General features: G+C 72.6%; 14 protein-coding genes. 9 read left to right on the forward strand and 5 right to left on the reverse strand.

The genetic code is table 11. The features are described from left to right. Positions 1-37 precede the first annotated feature (37 nt). From OG500_RS29970 to OG500_RS29995, 6 genes are all read left to right on the forward strand, one after another. Entirely contained in the window at positions 38-1,237 is a 1,200-nt protein-coding gene (locus tag OG500_RS29970; protein ID WP_329584576.1) for an MFS transporter, read from the forward strand. A gap of 80 nt (positions 1,238-1,317) precedes the next feature. Further along, positions 1,318-3,006, forward strand: coding sequence for an FAD-dependent oxidoreductase (locus tag OG500_RS29975; RefSeq protein ID WP_329584577.1), 1,689 nt, complete (start codon positions 1,318-1,320; stop codon positions 3,004-3,006). A gap of 363 nt (positions 3,007-3,369) precedes the next feature. Continuing rightward, positions 3,370-4,566: a non-hydrolyzing UDP-N-acetylglucosamine 2-epimerase gene (gene wecB / locus OG500_RS29980; protein ID WP_327069972.1), complete on the forward strand. Its 1,197-nt coding sequence runs from the start codon at positions 3,370-3,372 to the stop codon at positions 4,564-4,566. 5 nt (positions 4,567-4,571) lie between these two features. After that, a complete protein-coding gene (locus OG500_RS29985) occupies positions 4,572-5,384 on the forward strand; it encodes a hypothetical protein (RefSeq protein WP_329584578.1) in 813 nt (270 codons plus the stop codon). Positions 5,385-5,416: 32 nt separating this feature from the next. Next, complete coding sequence (locus tag OG500_RS29990; protein WP_327069974.1) at positions 5,417-6,670, forward strand: FG-GAP repeat domain-containing protein; 1,254 nt, start codon at positions 5,417-5,419, stop codon at positions 6,668-6,670. A gap of 124 nt (positions 6,671-6,794) precedes the next feature. Next, positions 6,795-8,120, forward strand: a complete 1,326-nt coding sequence (locus OG500_RS29995) for an acyltransferase family protein (RefSeq protein ID WP_329584580.1) — start codon at positions 6,795-6,797, stop codon at positions 8,118-8,120. Between the two features lie 78 nt (positions 8,121-8,198). Here the strand turns inward: OG500_RS29995 and OG500_RS30000 are convergent, their stop codons facing one another. The 4 genes from OG500_RS30000 to OG500_RS30015 all read right to left on the reverse strand — a co-directional run bounded on the left by OG500_RS30000 (position 8,199) and on the right by OG500_RS30015 (position 12,494). Next, entirely contained in the window at positions 8,199-9,236 is a 1,038-nt protein-coding gene (locus tag OG500_RS30000; protein WP_327069976.1) for an MsnO8 family LLM class oxidoreductase, read from the reverse strand. Next, positions 9,233-9,772: a hypothetical protein gene (locus OG500_RS30005; protein ID WP_329584582.1), complete on the reverse strand. Its 540-nt coding sequence runs from the start codon at positions 9,770-9,772 to the stop codon at positions 9,233-9,235. The genes OG500_RS30000 and OG500_RS30005 overlap by 4 nt, the downstream gene beginning before the upstream one ends. A gap of 154 nt (positions 9,773-9,926) precedes the next feature. After that, positions 9,927-10,763, reverse strand: a complete 837-nt coding sequence (locus OG500_RS30010; RefSeq protein WP_329584584.1) for an alpha/beta hydrolase fold domain-containing protein — start codon at positions 10,761-10,763, stop codon at positions 9,927-9,929. A 264-nt stretch (positions 10,764-11,027) separates the two neighbouring features. Continuing rightward, complete coding sequence (locus OG500_RS30015) at positions 11,028-12,494, reverse strand: MFS transporter (protein WP_327069979.1); 1,467 nt, start codon at positions 12,492-12,494, stop codon at positions 11,028-11,030. 176 nt (positions 12,495-12,670) lie between these two features. Here OG500_RS30015 and OG500_RS30020 point away from each other — a divergent pair, with 176 nt between their 5' ends. Then, the gene (locus OG500_RS30020; RefSeq protein ID WP_327069980.1) at positions 12,671-13,573 is read left to right on the forward strand and encodes a helix-turn-helix domain-containing protein; all 903 of its coding nucleotides are present in this window, start codon (positions 12,671-12,673) and stop codon (positions 13,571-13,573) included. 177 nt (positions 13,574-13,750) lie between these two features. Here OG500_RS30020 and OG500_RS30025 read toward each other — a convergent pair whose 3' ends face one another. Continuing rightward, positions 13,751-14,938 carry a sulfotransferase family protein gene (locus tag OG500_RS30025; RefSeq protein ID WP_329584587.1) on the reverse strand — a complete coding sequence of 396 codons (1,188 nt, stop codon included), beginning with the start codon at positions 14,936-14,938 and terminating at the stop codon, positions 13,751-13,753. Positions 14,939-15,684: 746 nt separating this feature from the next. Here OG500_RS30025 and cysC point away from each other — a divergent pair. Together cysC and cysD are read left to right on the forward strand one after the other, a co-directional pair. Continuing rightward, a complete protein-coding gene (gene cysC, locus OG500_RS30030) occupies positions 15,685-16,269 on the forward strand; it encodes an adenylyl-sulfate kinase (RefSeq protein WP_329587823.1) in 585 nt (194 codons plus the stop codon). Beyond that, positions 16,266-17,225 carry a sulfate adenylyltransferase subunit CysD gene (cysD, locus tag OG500_RS30035; RefSeq protein WP_329584590.1) on the forward strand — a complete coding sequence of 320 codons (960 nt, stop codon included), beginning with the start codon at positions 16,266-16,268 and terminating at the stop codon, positions 17,223-17,225. The genes cysC and cysD overlap by 4 nt, the downstream gene beginning before the upstream one ends. Positions 17,226-17,227 lie beyond the last annotated feature (2 nt).

Genomic DNA, 17,227 nt, shown 5'->3' on the forward strand with positions numbered 1-17,227 from the left:
GCACGCACACACACCCGAAGACTACGAAGGAGGCGGCGTGCCTCTCGCCCTGCTCGCCCTGGCCCTGGGGGCCTTCGGCATCGGCACCACCGAGTTCGTCATCGTCGGGCTGTTGCCGCAGATCGCCGGCGACTTCTCGGTCTCGATCCCCAGCGCCGGTCTGCTCATCACCGGATACGCCCTGGGCGTCGTGGTCGGAGCGCCGTTGATGACGGCCGCCGGGGCCCGGTTGCCGCGCAAGACCATGCTGGCCGTCCTGATGGGCGTGTTCATCGTGGGCAACCTGATCTGCGCACTGGCGCCCTCCTACGGGGTGCTGATGGCGGGTCGGCTGGTGGCCGCGCTGACCCACGGCGCGTTCTTCGGCATCGGCTCGGTGGTCGCCGCCCAACTGGTGGCGCCGGAACGCAAGGCGCGGGCGATCGCCCTGATGTTCACCGGCCTGACCGTCGCCAACGTGGCCGGCGTCCCGGTCGGCACCCTGGTCGGCCAGCACTTCGGCTGGCGCGCCACGTTCTGGGGCGTCACCGCCTTCGGCCTGGTGGGCCTGCTGGGCGTCCTGGTCCTGGTTCCGGTGCTGCCGCCGGAGCCTTCCGGCGGGCTCCGCGGCGAACTGCGGGTCTTCGCGCGTCCGCAGGTGTGGCTGGCGCTGGCGATGACCACGCTCGGCTTCGGCGGGGTGTTCGCCTCCTTCACCTACCTGGCGCCGATGATGACCACGCTGGCCGGCTTCTCCGATCCGGCGGTGGCCTGGCTGCTGGTGCTGTTCGGTGTCGGCCTGTGCGTGGGCAACCTGCTGGGCGGTCGGGCGGCCGACTGGCGGTTGATGCCCAGCCTGTACGTCGTGCTGGGCTCCCTGGCGCTGGTCCTGGTGGTCTTCGTCGCCACCGCGCACGCGGAGCTGCCCGCCGCGGTCACCATCGCCGTCTTCGGTGCCGTGGGCTTCGCCACCGTCCCGCTGCTGCAGATGCGGGTGATGCAGCAGGCCGAGGGAGCGCCCGCGCTCGCCTCGGCGGCCAACATCGCCGCGTTCAACCTCGGCAACGCCATCGGCGCCTGGCTGAGCGGCCTGGCCATCGGCCACGGCCTCGGCTACACCGCGCCGAACTGGATCGGCGCGGTGCTGGCCGCCGCCGGCCTGGGCGCCGCGGCCTGCTCGGGGCTGCTGGAACGGCGGACCCGCGCTGCCGCGCGTCCCGCCGAGCAGCCCGCAGCCCCCGCCTACCACGTCGTCTGACCCCTGGGACGTTCTGCGGCATCCCCCGCAGACCTCCTGTGCACGTCACCCGTTTCCGTTCTGACGAGAGGTGAACCACCATGACTGGTGTCGACCGCCGGACCCTGATCGCCCGCGGCGCCGCCGCGGTGGGCGGTGCGGCCGTGGCCGTCGGCCTGCCCGGCGCAGCCTTCGCCGATCCGGCTCCCGCAGCCGGAGCCGCAGCCGCTCCTGCCGCCGCCGCACCACGGGGCGGGGTGACGATCCGGCCCGACGACCCCCGCTACCCACTGCTGACCACGGGCAACAACCAGCGCTTCGTCGCCCGTCCGGACTACGTGCGGATGATCCGCTCCGCCGCCGACGCCGAACAGGCGCTGAGCGAGGCCGTGCAGGCCGGCAAGCGGGTGTCGGTGCGCAGCGGCGGCCACTGCTTCGCCGACTTCACCTGCAACCCGGAGATCGAGGTCATCCTGGACCTCTCCGAGATGACCGGGGTGGACTACGACCCGCGGTTCCGCGCCTTCACCGTCGATCCCGGCTGCCGGCTGCTGAACGTCTACGAGGCGCTGTACAAGGGCTGGGGCGTCACCATCCCCGGTGGCATCTGCTACAGCGTCGGGGCCGGCGGCCACATCGCCGGCGGCGGCTACGGGCTGCTCTCCCGGGCGCACGGCCTGGTCGCCGACCACCTGTACGCGGTGCAGGTGGTGGTCGTGGACGAGCGCGGGAAGGTGCGGACGGTGGTGGCCACCCGTGAGGCGAACGACCCCAACCGCGACCTCTGGTGGGCGCACACCGGTGGCGGTGGGGGCAACTTCGGGATCGTGACCAAGTACTGGTTCCGCTCGCCGGACGCCACCGGGACCGACCCCGGGCAGCAGTTGATCGCGCCGCCGTCCGAGGTCCTGGTCAGCGCGGTCGACATCCCCTGGGACCAGCTGACCCAGGCGAGCTTCGCCCGGCTGCTGCAGAACTTCGGTGCCTGGCACGAGAAGAACAGTGCGCCCGACTCGCCCTACCGCCACCTCAGCAGCCTGTTCAACGTCAGCTCCAAGGCCCATGGCAGCCTCGGCATGTTCACCCAGGTCGACGCCACCGTGCCCGGAGCCGGACAACTGCTGGACGACTATCTGACGGCGATCACCGCCGGCACCGGCGTCACCCCGCAGGCGCTCACCCGGCCCACCGGGGAGCTGCCCGCGATGCCGCAGCTGGCCGCGCCGCAGCGGCTGCCCTGGCTCCAGGCCACCCGCCTGGTCGGCACCAACAACCCGGTGATCACCAACCCGACCTCGCGCGGCGGGCACAAGTCCGCCTACATGCGCCGCAACTTCACCGACCAGCAGGTCGCCACCCTCTACCGGCACCTGAGCGATCCCGGCTTCACGAACCCGGACACCATGCTGGTGCTGTTCTCCTTCGGCGGCCAGGTGAACGCGGTGGCCCAGGACGCGACCGCGAACGCGCAGCGCGGTTCGGTCTTCAAGATGTGCTTCCAGACCTTCTGGGCGGACGAGAGCCAGGACGACTTCTACCTCGGCTGGCTGCGCGACCTGTACGAGGACTTCTTCGTCAGCACCGGCGGCGTGCCCAGGCCCGGCGCGGACACCCAGGGCTGCTACATCAACTATCCCGACCGGGACATGGACGATCCGCGCTACAACCGCTCGGGCGTGCCGTGGTCCACGCTCTACTACCAGGACAACTATCCCCGGCTGCAGCAGGTGAAGCGGCGCTGGGACCCGAGCGACCACTTCCGCCACTCGCTCTCCGTCAAGCTGCCCTAGCGTCTGCCCCAGCCGCCCGCCACCCGCCGCCCAGCCGGCGGCGCACCCTCGCCACCCCGAAGAGCCCCGGTCCCCGCAGCACGCGGGAACCGGGGCTCTTCGCCGTCCGCGCACGGGTGTTCAGGCAGCCCGGACAGTCGGTTGACGCTCACCGGGGCTGCCCGGAAAGCTGTTTCCCGGCCGGTTCCCCAGCGAACGGCCCCGCCGGTCGCACGTCTCGTCCCGGCGTGTCTCCGCGTCCCACCGCGCTTCCCGCCGCCGCCCCCACGGGGGTGCCCCCTGCCCGCGTTCCGCGGCCTGCGGACGGTGCTCCCGAAGCGCGACTGCCGCCCTTCCGTTCCAAGATCGAAGGAAAGAGATTCCATGCGGTCGATAGCCATCGTTCTCGGCACCCGCCCGGAAGCGATCAAGTTCGCTCCGGTGATCCGGGCTCTCAAGGACGACCCACGCTTCCTTCCCACCGTCGTGTCGACCGGGCAGCACCGCCAGATGCTGGACGAGACCCTGCAGGCCTTCGGTCTGCGGGCCGACGTCGACCTCGGGATCATGGCGCCCCGGCAGACCCTGTCCCAGGTCACCTACCGCTCGCTGGCGGGTCTGGAGGAGCTGTTCCGCACGCACCCCGCCGAGGCGGTGCTGGTGCACGGCGACACCGCCACCACGGTGGCCGGCGCGCTGGCCGCCTTCCACCACGGGATCCCGCTGGTGCACGTCGAGGCCGGCCTGCGCAGCGGCCGGCTGTCCTCCCCGTTCCCGGAGGAGGGCAACCGGCGCCTGGTCGCCCAGCTCGCTGCCCTGCACCTCGCGCCGACCCCCGGCAACCGGGTCAACCTGCTGCGCGAAGGCGTCGACCCGAGCACGGTGGTGGTCACCGGCAACACGGTGATCGACGCCCTGCGGTGGGCCGGCGGCCAGGCCCGCTCGTACGGCCACCCGGCCATCGAGGACCTGGACAGCGACCCGCGCCGGGTCGTCCTGGCCTCCGCGCACCGTCGTGACGCCTGGCCTCAACTTCCCGAGATAGCAGCGGCGTTGGCGCAGATCGCGAACGAGCCCGGGGTGCGGGTCGTGGTGCCGCTGCACCGCAACCCGGCGGTCCGCGAGGCGATGCTGGGCGGCATCGGCGGCCACCCGAACATCACCGTCGTCGACCCGCTGCCCTACCTGGGCTTCTGCAAGCTGATGCGGCGTGCCGACGTGATCGTCTCGGACAGCAGCGGCTCCCAGGAGGAGGGGCCGGCGCTGGGCAAGCCCACCCTGGTGCTCGCCGACGTCACCGAGCGCTCCGAGGCGGTGGTGGCCGGCACCGCCCGGCTGGTCGGCAAGACCACCGAGCGGATCGTGGCCGAGACGCTGCGGCTGCTGCGCAGCGAGCAGGAGTACGCGCGGATGGCGAGCGCGGCCAACCCGTACGGTGACGGCCGGGCCACCGAGCGGACCGTGGCCGCGCTCGCGCACTTCTTCGGCGAGGGGCCGGCGGTGACGCCGTTCGTCCCGGCGGTCCAGGTGGACGAACTCGCCACGGAGCTGGCCCGTTCCGCCGACTACGTCCCGGCGTGAGCGCCATGACCACCACGAACGCCATGACCACCACGAACGCCGTGACCGCCACGACAGCCGTGACCGCCACGACAGCCTTGACCACCACGCCCGCCGCGGCCGCGCCCGCCCGGACCGCCAACCGCATCCGCCCGCTCGCCCTCGGCGGAGCGCAGGTCGAGGCGCTGGTGGTCCGGGACGCCGAGGACTTCCCGGTCGAGGGCCGCACGATCGTGGTCAACGCCGGGGCCCACCCGGCCCCGCTCGCCGGGACACCGCGCACCGTGATCCCGCCGCTCGCCTCCACCGTCCTGGTCGACGCCACCGTCGCCCGCGCCGAGCTGCTGGTGCTGGTGCGGGTCCGTGAGCAGCGGCCCGCCGCCGTGATCCTCGCGGAGCCCGGTTGGGCCCGGCTGGCGGACCTGCTGCCGGGCTTCCCCCGCGACACCCCGCTGTGGCGCGGCCCGCAGGACGACCTCGGTGCCGTCGAGCTGGACCCGGCGCGACTGCTCGGCGGGAGCCGGAGCACCGAGCAGCCACGGGAGTTCGGAGTCCGTGTGAACCTCTGGTTCGCGCCGGCGGGCACCGACTGCGGGCTGCACGACCGGCACCCGTTCCTGGAGGTGCACACCCAGGTCCAGGGCACCGGCCGGATGCAGACGTTCCGGGCCGAGGACCACGCCACGCTCCGCCAGGACGTCCTGATGAGCCCCGGCCACACGCACGACCCGTTCTGCGACCTCGGCCCGGACGGTGCCTTCCGCTACCCCTGGCACCAGTACCGCGCCGACACCGACAGCCTCTGGCTGGCCGTCGAGTACCACGCCCGACAGTCCTGATCCCTCGTCAATCCCTCCCAGGAGCAAGCACCATGACCGACAAGGACACCCCCGCCATCCGTGCCCCCAGATTCACCCCGGAGATCGTCGCCGACCAACTGCGGGACGGCTATTGGCTGGAGGCGCCCGACCTCGACCAGGACGGCCGCCCCGACCTGTTCGGCTACGGCCTGCGGCTCGGTGAGATCTACTGGTACCAGAACGACGGCCAGTGGACCCGCCGGCTGATCGCCGACCGGATCCCGATGCCGGTCGGTTCCGACTACGCCGACATCACCGGCAACGGCGAGCCCGACGTCATCGTCTGCTACGACCTCTACGGCCCGATCGGCACCATCCACGACGCCAACACCACGGGTGGGAAGATCGACTGGCTGGAGAACCCGGGCAGCCCGGACAAGGACGAGTCGCGCTGGCAGCGGCACTACGTCGGCCGGGCGACCGGGATGCACCGGCTGCGCGTCGGCCACTTCACCCAGACCGAGCGGCTGGAGATCATCGGCCTGCCGATCGTCGCCAAGGAGGACGTGCACGCGGTGCTGCCGGTGGTGCTCTTCACCCAGCCCGACGACGTCCGCAACGCCGCCGAGTGGCCGATGACCGTCATCGACGACACCCACTTCCGCATGATCCACGGCGCCGAGAAGAAGGCCGGCCTGATCCCGGGATCGGACCTCGACTCGCTGCTGCTCGCCTCCGACGAGGGCGTCACCTGGCTGCACTACGACACCGCGGTCGGCGAGTGGGTGCGCACCCTGATCGGCACCGGCGAGCTCACCCAGTTCCCGCAGACCGGCTTCCGGGGCAGCGGCGACCTCAACGCCGGCCGGATCGGCGACGACCCGATGGCGTACGTGGCCGCGATCGAGCCCTTCCACGGCAATACGGTGGCCGTCTACACCAAGGCCGAGGAGGGGCCGGCCGACCAGGTGCCCTGGCGCCGCGTGCTGCTCGACGTGTACGGCGACCCCAACGAGAACGGCGAGGGTCCGGGCCACCAGATCGTCTGCGCCGACTTCGACGGGGACGGCGAGGAGGAGTTCCTGGTCGCGCTGCGCGGCCCCTGGCCCTGGCAGGGCGTCATGTACTACAAGGCCGTGGACCTGGCGAACGGCGTCTGGGCCAAGTGGCGGGTCAGCGACGAGTCGGTGGCCCGGATCGCGACCGCCGACTTCAACGGCGACGGCCGGCTCGACTTCGCCACCATCGCCTACTCGGTGCAGAACTACTACGTCGCCCAGGACGCCAAGGTCATGCTCTACCGCAACGAGATCGGCACCGACTGACGCACGGCTCGGGCGGGGCGGCCACGGCAGCCGCCCCGCCCTGCCGTGGGCGCGCCCTCGGGACGCCCCCGCACGCCGTTCATGTGCCCCCTCACCTCCGACCGCCAGAAAGGCGCCCATCGCCATGCCCCGAACCGCGGTGAGCGGCCCCGACACCGGGCCGGCCCCCACCACCCGACCGCCCCTGCTCTCCCTGACCGGGTTGCGCTTCCTCGCCGCCCTGCTGGTCTTCTGCTTCCACTCCTCGCTGTTCAACTCCCCGATCCCGCCGAACGGTCCGATCAACCCGTTCGCCGACCACGGGGTCGCGAACGCGGTCGAGACGCTCTTCAGCAAGGCCGGCTACGTGGGGGTGTCGTTCTTCTTCGTGCTCAGCGGTTTCCTGCTCGCCTGGTCGCACCGGCCCGGCGGGCGGATGACCGCCTTCTGGCGGCGCCGGCTGGTGAAGATCTTCCCCAACCACCTCGCGGTCTTCGCCGTCGCGATGCTGCTCTTCGCGGGCAAGGCCGTGCACGGGGTTCTCGACTGGCTGCCGAACCTCTTCCTGGTGCACACCTTCTTCCCCCAGGCGTCCGTCAACCTCAGTGTCAGTCCGCCCAGTTGGTCGCTCGGCAGTGAGCTGCTGTTCTACCTGCTCTTCCCGCTGCTCATCGGGCCGGTGCGCCGGATCGCCGAGCGGCGGCTGTACTGGTGGGCCGCGGTGATGGTCGCCGGGACGGTCGGCGTCCAGCTGGTCACCCAGTTCCTGATCCCCGACACCCCGAAGTCGGCCATCACGCCCGTCTCGGACCTCCAGTTCTGGTTCGGCTACCTCTTCCCGCCCGGCCGTCTCTTCGAGTTCGTGCTCGGCATGCTGCTCGCCCGGATCGTCGCCGCCGGGCGCTGGCCGCGCCCGCTGGGCGTGCGGGTCAGCGTGCTGCTGCTGGCCGCCGGTTACGGCGCCGCGCTGCTGGTGCCCTTCCAGTACAGCTTCGTGGTCGCCACCATCGTGCCGATCGGCGCGCTGATCAGCGCGGTGGCCGCCGCCGACCAGGCGGGCCGGCGCACCGGGCTGAACGGCCGGGTCATGGTGCGCCTGGGGGAGATCTCCTTCGGCTTCTACCTGGTGCAGGGCGTCACCATCTTCTGGCTGCGCCTGCAGTTGGGGTCCGGCTCGCACAGCGTGCCGGTCGGGCTGGGCATGCTCGCGCTGTTCCTCGCGGTCACCCTGGCCGGTGGCTGGGCGCTGTGGCGCTTCGTCGAGATGCCGGCCATGCGCCGCTTCAGCCGCGCCCGCCGGCGTTCGACGGCGGTGACACCGACGGCTGGTGCCGGAGCCGCCGCCGGAGCCGCTGCTGGTGCCGGCGCTGGTGCTGGTGCCGGCGTCGCTGCGGACAGTGCCGCCGCCGGAGCCGGTGCGGACGCTGCCGCCACCGCGCTGCCGGTCGGGTCGTCCCCGGCACCCTCCTGAGCACCGGCTCGCCGCGGCACGCAGAAGCCGGCTGCCGCCGCCCCCGTTCGGGGCGGCGGCAGCCGGCTTCGTCAGCTGTCAGCAGGCCCGCAGCACCGGGCCCGCGTCCGGCGTCGGCGCCGGTGCGCCGTCCAGCGCGAACACCTCGGCGAGCAGCTCGTAGGAGCGCAGCCGGTCCGCCGGATCCGCGGTGAGCGTGTTGACGATGAGCTCGTCCACCTGGTGCTCGGCCGCCAGCGCGGTGAGCTGCCGGTGCACCTGCTCCGGCGTCCCCGACACCAGGGCCGCACTGTTGGCCAGCGCCCGCTCGGTCTCCGCCCCCGTCCAGCGGTGGTGACGCGTGGTGTGGGCGGAGGGCAGCGGCAGGTCGTGGCCGAGGTCCTTGCGGCTGCGCCACAGCAGCATCGCCTGCGCCAGCAGCTCGGCCCTGGCCGCGGTGTCCGCGGTGACCACCCGCACGGCCAGCGCGGCCGTCGGCCGCGCCGTGCCGGCGGCCGGGCGGGTGAGGGCCGGGCCGGCGAGGGCGGCCACCTCCGCCGGCCGCGCCGCGAGGCCGTGCCGGTAGGTCTCGAACGCGGCGCGCCCGGTACGCGGGTTGAGGAAGTGCGCGAAGGCGAAGTCGCTGCCCGCCTCGCCGGCCAGCTCGGCCGAGCCGGTGCCGGCCCCCAGCAGCCACAGCCTGGGCGGCAGCACCCCGCGCGGCACCGTCGGCTCGAAGGGCTCCACCAGGCCCAGGTGGTCCCGCAGTTCGGCGAGCTGCCGGGGGAACTGGTGCGCGGGACCGCCCGCGCGGCCGATGCCCAGGTCCACCCGCCCCGGGTACAACGCGGACAGCACGCCGAAGACCTCCGCCACCTTCAGCGCGGGGTAGCGCGGCAGCAGGACCCCGCCGGTGCCGATCCGCATCCGCTCGGTGGCGCCCAGCAGCGCGGTGGCCAGGATTTCCGGGGCGGTGCCGGCGAAGCCCGGCGAACCGTGGTGCTCGGCCGTCCAGTAGCGGGTGAAGCCCAGCGGGTCGAGGGCGCGTGCCAGCTCCACCGAGGAGCGCAGCGCCAGGTCCCCGGAGGAGTGCTCGCCGACCGGCGTCTGGTCGAGGACCGACAGGCGCAGCGTCATGCCCGCTCCTCCTCGGCCGGGGCGGACGCGGCATCGGCCATGGTGGCCGGCACGATCCGGTAGTCCCGCTCGAACACCAGGTTGTGCAGGTCGGCGGCGGCGATCGCGCGCAGCGTGGGCAGCTCGGCGGCGGCCTGCTCGTCGGTGAACACGTTCAGCGGCCACTCGCCGACCGTGGCGCCGCGCACGTGCGGGTGATGGAATCCGGTGCCGTAGTGCGCGAGCAGGGTGATCGGATCGATCCCCGTCTCGCGCTGCTCGGCCCAGGACAGCCGCCAGGCGGCGTAGACGCCGCCGTCCGGTCCGCGGCGGACACCGGTCGCGGTCAACTCGCCGCGGCCCAGCAGCAGCCGCTCGTCGAGCTCGCGCAGCGCCTGGCGGGCGTACGGGTCGAGCAGGGCGACGGCGGCCTCGAAGAGCCGCTCCTTGCCGCCGCGGGAGACGGCGTCGCCGTGGGTGCCGTCCCGCAGGTCGGCGAAGTGCCTCAGCAGGCCGTCGAGTTCGGCCGGGGACGAGGTCCGGGCAGGGGAGTTCATCGGGTCTCCGTAAGGTGTCGGGCAGCCCGGGAGAGCCGGGCGCGATTGATCGGGGCTCGCGGTGCGGGGCACGGGGGAACGCGGCTCGCCGGGCGGGGCAGGGCGAAGGCGAAGCGGGGCATGGGACGGGGCGGTGGGTCGGCGACGGGCCGGCTCAGCGGGCGCCGCGGGCGAGCCGGGCTCGCAACGCGGTGCCCAGCCAGGGCCGCAGGCCGGGTTCCTCCGCGGTCGAGGGCGGCTGCTGCCCCGGGTCCAGGAAGGCGCCGTGGAAGGTCTGCGGGAACTCCCGCAGCTCGGCCCGCACGCCCGCCGCCAGCAGGAGTTCCCGGTAGCGGCGCACGTCGTCGGCCACCGGGTCGAACTCGCCGACGGCGAGCACGGCCGGGGCCAGGCCGCGCAGGTCGGCGGCCTCGAACGGCGTGCTGTACAGCCGGGTGCCGTCCTCGGCCACCGGGCGGCCCGGGGCGCGGTAGTCCTGCCAGGCGGCGACCATCGCCTGCGGGGTGGGGAAGTTGCCCTGGTAGCGGGTGTAGGAGTCGGCGTCGCACACGGGGTCGAGCGGCGGGTAGGCGAGCACCTGCGCGGCCAGTGGCCGTGCCCGGTCGCGGCAGGCCAGGGCCGCCGCGGCGGCGAGCGTGCCGCCGGCGCTGTCGCCGCCGACCGCCACCGCGCCCGCCGCCCCGGCCTGCTCGAACGCCCAGTCCACCGCGGTCAGCACGTCCGCCAGGGCGGCCGGGTGGCGGTGGCCGGGGCTCAGCCGGTACTCGACGCTGACCACGGCGCAGCCGGAGTGCCGTGCGAGGTCGGCGGTGGCGCCGTGCCAGCCCGCCACCGAGCCGGCCCGCCAACTGCCGCCGTGCGCCCACACCAGCCAGCCCTCCGGCGGGGTCGCGGGGGTGAAGACCCGAGCCCCCACCAGGTGCCGGCCGGCCGGCAGCCGGACGCTGTGCCAGCGGACGGTGTCCCGCCGCATGTGATCGTGGATCGCCATCGCTGTACTCCTCCTGACGGCCTGTTGGGACCAACCCTGCCGTGGTCCGCCGGGCCCAGCCAGGCCCCTGCGCCGGGTAGCACCGGTGTGGCTAGCACTGCCAGGGACAGGCAGCACCGGGCCCGGCACGGCACGGAAAACGGCACGGAAAACGGCACGGAAAGCGGCACGGAAAGCGGCACGGAAAACGAGGGGAGCGGGACGGCCCGGTGGCCGTCCCGCTCCCCTCGGGCGCGCCGCAGGGGTCGGCGCGCGATTCCCGTCCTACCCCGCGGCGCCGCTGTGCTGCTCCTTGCGGCGGCGGAGGAAGACGGTGGTCAGGACGCCGACCAGCACCAGCAGCGCGTTCACCAGCACCGCCAGGCCCACGCCGTCCAGCACGCTGTGGGCGTTGGTGTGCGCGGTGGTCTGGGTGGCGACGATGGAGCTCATGATCGGGGTGCCCATGGTGATCCCGATCTGCTGGGTCATGGTGGCCAGGCCGGTGGCCATGCCCTGCTCGTGGTCCGGCAGACCGGAGGTGGCGGTGACCATGAACCCGACGATCACGAACATGTTGCCCACGCCGCCGATGAAGGTGGCCGGCAGCAGCAGGCCGAGCCAGGAGTGGCTCTGGCCGAGGGCGAGCAGCGAAGCGGTCGCGGCAGCCTGCAGAAGTCCGCCGATCACCAGGGTGCTGCGGGTGCTGGTGCGGGCGATCATCTTGGCGGCGGTGGATCCGCCGATGACGGTGCCCAGGCCCAGGACGCCGAAGGAGAGACCGGCGGCGAGCGCCGAGAAGTTGAGGACGTCCTGCAGGTAGAGGGTCATCAGGAAGACCAGCGAGGTCTCGGTGAGGAAGGCGATCAGGCCGGCGATGTTGCCCCAGATGACGGTGGGGCGCTTGAGGATGGAGACCGGCACCAGCGGTGCTGCGGCCCGCTTCTCGACGGCGTAGAAGGCCACCAGCAGGACGATGCCCAGGACCAGGGTGACCAGCGCGGTCGGGTTGCCCCAGCCGTGCTGGCCGGCCTGGGTCAGGCCGTAGACCAGCGAGAGCAGGCCGAGGGTGACGGTCGCGGCGCCGGGCAGGTCGAGCTTGGGCCGGGTCTGCGGGCGGCTCTCCTTGATCACGCTCGGCGCGATCAGCAGGACCGCCAGGGCGACCGGCACGTTGATGAAGAACGCCCAGCGCCAGGAGAGCAGGTCGGTGAGCACCCCGCCGAGGATCGCGCCGGTGGTGAAGCCGGCCGACATCAGCGCGCCGTTGAGGCCCAGCGCCTTGTCGCGCAGCGGGCCCTCGGGGAAGGAGGTGGTCAGCAGGGACAGGCCGGCCGGCGTCACGGCGGCGGTGGCCAGACCCTGGGCGACACGGGCGATCAGCAGGATGGTCGGGCTGGTGGCCAGACCGCCGGCGAGCGAGGCGGCGCCGAGCAGCGCCAGGCCCAGCAGGAACAGCCTGCGGCGGCCGAAGAGGTCGGCCACCCGGCCGAACAGCAGGGTGAAACCGGCCGCGGACAGCGCGAACGCGGTGCCGATCCACTGCAGGTTGCCGAGCGAGAAGCCGAGGCCCTTGCCGATCACCGGCAGTGCCACGTTCAGGATGGAGAAGTCGACCGCGAGCATGAACTGGGCGACCAGCAGGACGATCAGCACCAGCAGCAGTCGCCCCGACAACCGGGATTCATCGGTCTTGGGGGCCGGCGCCGCCAGGCGCTGCTCCCGCACGTTCAGATCGTCAACCGCCGACATGGCAAGGAACCCTTCGTTCGTCGTCTTGGGTACGAGAACGAGCCTGCACTGCCGCGGCGGGGCTACCCAGACCCCTGGGAAAGGTAGCCAGCGGCTGGGTACGACTGCCGAAAGTAGCACTCGCAGGGACAGCTTGAGCCACCCGCGCGAGCCACCCCGCGGGCAGACTTGGACGCATGGAGACATCAACCGCACTGGGAGATTTCCTGCGCAACCGGCGTGCCCAACTGCGTCCGGAGGACGTGGGCCTGAACCCGCACGGCAACCGCAGGCGGGTCCCCGGGCTGCGCCGCGAGGAACTGGCCATGCTGGCCGGCGTCAGCGTGACCTACTACACCCGGCTGGAGCAGGGGCAGAGCGCCAACGCCTCGGACGGCGTGCTCGACGCCGTCGCGCGCGCGCTGCGACTGAGCCCGGACGAGCACGCGCACCTGCGCAACCTGGCCCGTCCCGAGCGGGCCGCGAAGGCACCGGTGGTGCGTCCGGAGCGGGTCCGCGCCGCCACCCGCAACCTGATCAACGCGATGGCCCAGGTCCCCGCGGTGGTGCTCGACCGGCGCAACGACGTCCTGGCCTGGAACCCGCTGGGCCACGCCCTGCTGGCCGGCCACCTGGACCTGGACAGCCCCGACCGCCCGGCCGAGCGCCCCAACCTCACCCGGCTGCTCTTCCTCGACCCGCACACCCGGGAGCTGTACACCCACTGGGAGGAGGAGACCCGGGTCGCCCTGGCCGCCCTGCGACTGGTCGTCGGCCGCCACCCGGAGGACCAGCGACTGGCCCAGTTGGTCGGTCAACTCGCCATCCAGAGCCCGACGTTCGGGGCTCTGTGGTCACGTCACCCGGTCCGCAACTGCACCGTGGGCACCAAGTCCTTCCACCACCCGCTGGTCGGCGAGATGGAGCTCTCCTTCGAGAGCATGCGCTTCTCGGACGAGAGCGGCCACCGCGTCCTGCTCTACAGCGCCGAGCCCGACACCGCCTCGGCCGCCGCCCTCGACCTGCTGGCCGCCACCGTCGCCGCCGGCCCGGTCCGCCACCACCCCGCCCCCGCCGAACACCGGGCCCACTCCGCCTGACCACCGCCTCACCGGCCCCACCGCACCCGGCCCCCGCACCGTCGTCCCACGGCGTGCGGTGGCCGGGTGCGGTGGGGGCGTCGTGCTCGAGGCCGGCCAGGTCGGCGGTGTCCGTCTCGATCACCATGCGCAGGTGCGGGAGGGCGAGAAGGATGCGGAGATCCTCGCCCTGCGCCATCAGCTCCGGTCGACCTCGGCGCGCACGGTGTTGTAGTCGGCGAACGCCGCCTCGACGTCGGCGCGGGTCAGGCCGTAGCGCGCCAGGTCGTAGCTGTGCGGGCGGGTGCCCTTCGGGCGAGCGGTGATCTCGGGAAGCCGGGCCGCGGTGGCGCTCGTCCAGCGGGCGCCGATGGATTCGTAGAGTCTGGGGGCGCCGGTGGCGGGGTGGGACCCGAGCCAGGAGTAGGGGACGTCCACCAGCGCCTCGGCGGGGATCGAGGCACGGGCCGCCAGGCCCCGTGTCATGGCGCGGCTCAGTACGTCGAGCCAGGTGGCGCCGATTCCGTGCAGGTCGAGGGGGCGGACGGTGATGGCCATCCCGTGCTCGACCAGGCTGCAGAAGGACGCCACGACGGCGACCGGGTCGCGGTGCGTCCACACGATGGTGGCATCCGGGAAGACGGTGCGCAGTGCGTCGAGGTTCTCCAGGTGCATGGGTGACTTCAGCACCCATCGGCGGCGCGGGCGACCGTACTGGAGTACCTGGAAAATCTGCTTGAGGTAGCGGTAGTCGGGGATGAAGTCCCGTTCGTAGTGCCGGACCGTGTAGTTGGGGATGCGGGCCTGGGACAGTGGCATGACGGTGTGCGGGAGGGCGAAGGTGCACTCGTCGGGGCCCTCGGCGTCGAGCGGGTGGATGTCGCGGAACCGCGGGGCGAAGAGGTCGATCGCGCCGACCATCCGACGCGCGGTGGTGATCGCCCTTCTGCGCTGATCGGGCGTCGGCTCCACATCGGGCGTGAGCAGTTCCCACAGCAGGGGGCAGCGGTGCTCGGCCGAGAGCGACAGGACGCTGTGGGTCAGGGTGGTGGCTGTGCGCGGCAGGCCCACCACGAACACCGGTTGCTCGATGGGCTCGCGCTCGATCGCGGGGTGCTGGGAGATCAGCCGGCGGATCCGGGCCCGGTTGCCGAGCTGTCTGCGGACGTGGGCCTGCGCGGAGGCCCAGCCGACCGGGGTGAGGCTGTCGTCCCTCGACCAGTTGCGCAGCAGCAGCCGGAAGTCGTCCGCGAACGGCTGGTCTCCGTCCGCCTGCGCGGTTGTGGCGATGAGCCGGTCGAAGGCCCGGTCGGGGTTGCGACGCGTGCCGAAGCCCGGCCGGAGCAGCAGATTGGCCAGGGTGAGGGCGAGCGGGGTGGCAGACAAGGGGTGTGTTCCTTCGGCAGCGGGGTGGGAGGGGAACACGGGCCGCGTCGGATCCTGGTGCAACTGGGGCATGAGCAAGTGCGGAAGGGCGCGACGCGCCCTTCCGCGACGCGAACTTCGCTGCTCGGGGGCGCCGTTGCGCCATCCCGCGATCCGGTCCAACCTGAGACTACTGGGCAGTAACGCCGTTAGGTTAAACCCAAGTTGCGAGTACATGTCAATGGATCGGCGAGGTGAATCACTCGGAATCCCACCGTGCCCGGCAGTCGGCCGACCGTCCCTCCGGAGGCCGCCCCGGCCGCGCCCGCGCCCTCTTGGCCCCGATCGTACGATCGGGTAGCGTGCCCTCCTGGCATACGAGGAGGGCTAGTCGCCACCGATCCACCCTCACCACAGTGAACTGGCAGTGACACGGCGATGGTTCACCTCGGCTCGGTGTCGTGGCCTCGCTTGGCCGCCCCCACGACGAACCCTGATCCCTGACGTCCGAACCCTCGCGGGCCGGACCAGGGCGACCGCAGCCTCAAGAGCGGTGCGTGCGGACGGCCGCGGTCGTCACGGCTTGGGACAGCTCGAACCGGATGGAGCGCATGCGCCAGATCTGCGGGCGGGGATTCCTCGTGCACGGCCGAAGACGTCGTGGGGGGCGGTGGCAGCGGCTCGCCGCGCCCGCGGTCCGCAGCCGGCTCGCCCACGGACCCCAAGGAAGCTTTCCCCCTTTGGAGTTGATCGTGATCACAGTCGACATCCCGGTCGTCGGGGGAGTCGCGGAGGCGGTCCCCGCGGCAGCCCGCCGCGAGCGCGGGGCCACGGTGTGGCTGACCGGGCTGCCCAGTGCCGGCAAGACCACGCTCGCCCTCGCCGTGGCCGAGCGGCTGCGGGCGGAGGGCCGTCGGGTGGAGGTGCTGGACGGGGACGAGATCCGCGAATTCCTCTCCAAGGGCCTGGGGTTCACCCGTGAGGACCGGCACACCAACGTCACCCGGATCGGCTTCGTCGCCGAGAAGCTCGCCTCGCACGGTGTCACCGTGCTCGCCCCGGTGATCGCCCCGTACGCCGACTCCCGGGCCGCGGTCCGCGAGCTGCACGTGGCCAAGGGCACCGAACTCCTGGAGATCCACGTCGCCACTCCGGTGGAGCTCTGCGCCGAGCGGGACGTCAAGGGCCTCTACGCCAAGCAGGCGGCCGGCGAGCTGACCGGCCTGACCGGGGTCGACGACCCGTACGAGGTGCCGGCCGCACCGGAGTTGCGCCTGCAGACGCAGGGCCGCTCGGTGGCCGAGTCGGCGGCGGAGCTGCACGCCTTCCTGGCCGAGAGGGGCCTGGCATGACGACCGCGCCCCACCCGCTGCCGCCGACCGCGGAGTACCCGGCGTCCGGCCCCGGACGCCCCCACCCGCTCTCCCACCTCGACGCCCTGGAAGCGGAGTCGGTGCACATCTTCCGTGAGGTGGCGGGTGAGTTCGAGCGGCCGGTGATCCTGTTCTCCGGCGGCAAGGACTCGATCGTCATGCTGCACCTGGCGTTGAAGGCCTTCGCTCCCGCGCCGGTCCCGTTCTCGCTGCTGCACGTGGACACCGGCCACAACTTCCCCGAGGTGATCGCCTACCGCGACCGCGTGGTGGCCGAACACGGCCTTCGCCTGCACGTGGCCTCGGTGCAGCGGTTCATCGACGAGGGCCGGCTGCGCGAGCGCCCCGACGGCACCCGCAACCCGCTGCAGACCGTCCCGCTGCTGGACGCCATCGAGACGGGCAGGTTCGACGCCGTCTTCGGCGGCGGGCGCCGCGACGAGGAGAAGGCCCGCGCCAAGGAACGCGTCTTCTCCCTGCGCGACGAGTTCGGCGCCTGGGACCCGCGCCGCCAACGCCCCGAACTCTGGTCGCTCTACAACGGCCGGCACGCCGTGGGCGAACACGTCCGCGTCTTCCCGCTCTCCAACTGGACCGAGCTGGACGTCTGGCAGTACATCGAGCGCGAGTCGATCGACCTGCCGGAGATCTACTACGCCCACGAACGCGACGTCTTCGCCCGCGACGGCATGTGGCTGACCGCCGGCGACTGGGGCGGCCCCAAGGAAGGCGAAACGGTCCAGCGCCGCCTGATCCGCTACCGCACCGTGGGCGACATGTCCTGCACCGGCGCCGTCGACTCCGACGCCGCCACCATCGACCAGGTGATCACCGAGATCGCCGCCAGCCGCCTGACCGAGCGCGGAGCCACCCGGGCCGACGACAAGCTCTCCGAGGCCGCGATGGAAGACCGCAAGCGCGAAGGGTACTTCTAGAG

It is taken from the genome of Kitasatospora sp. NBC_01250 (assembly GCF_036226465.1).
Classification (GTDB): domain Bacteria; phylum Actinomycetota; class Actinomycetes; order Streptomycetales; family Streptomycetaceae; genus Kitasatospora.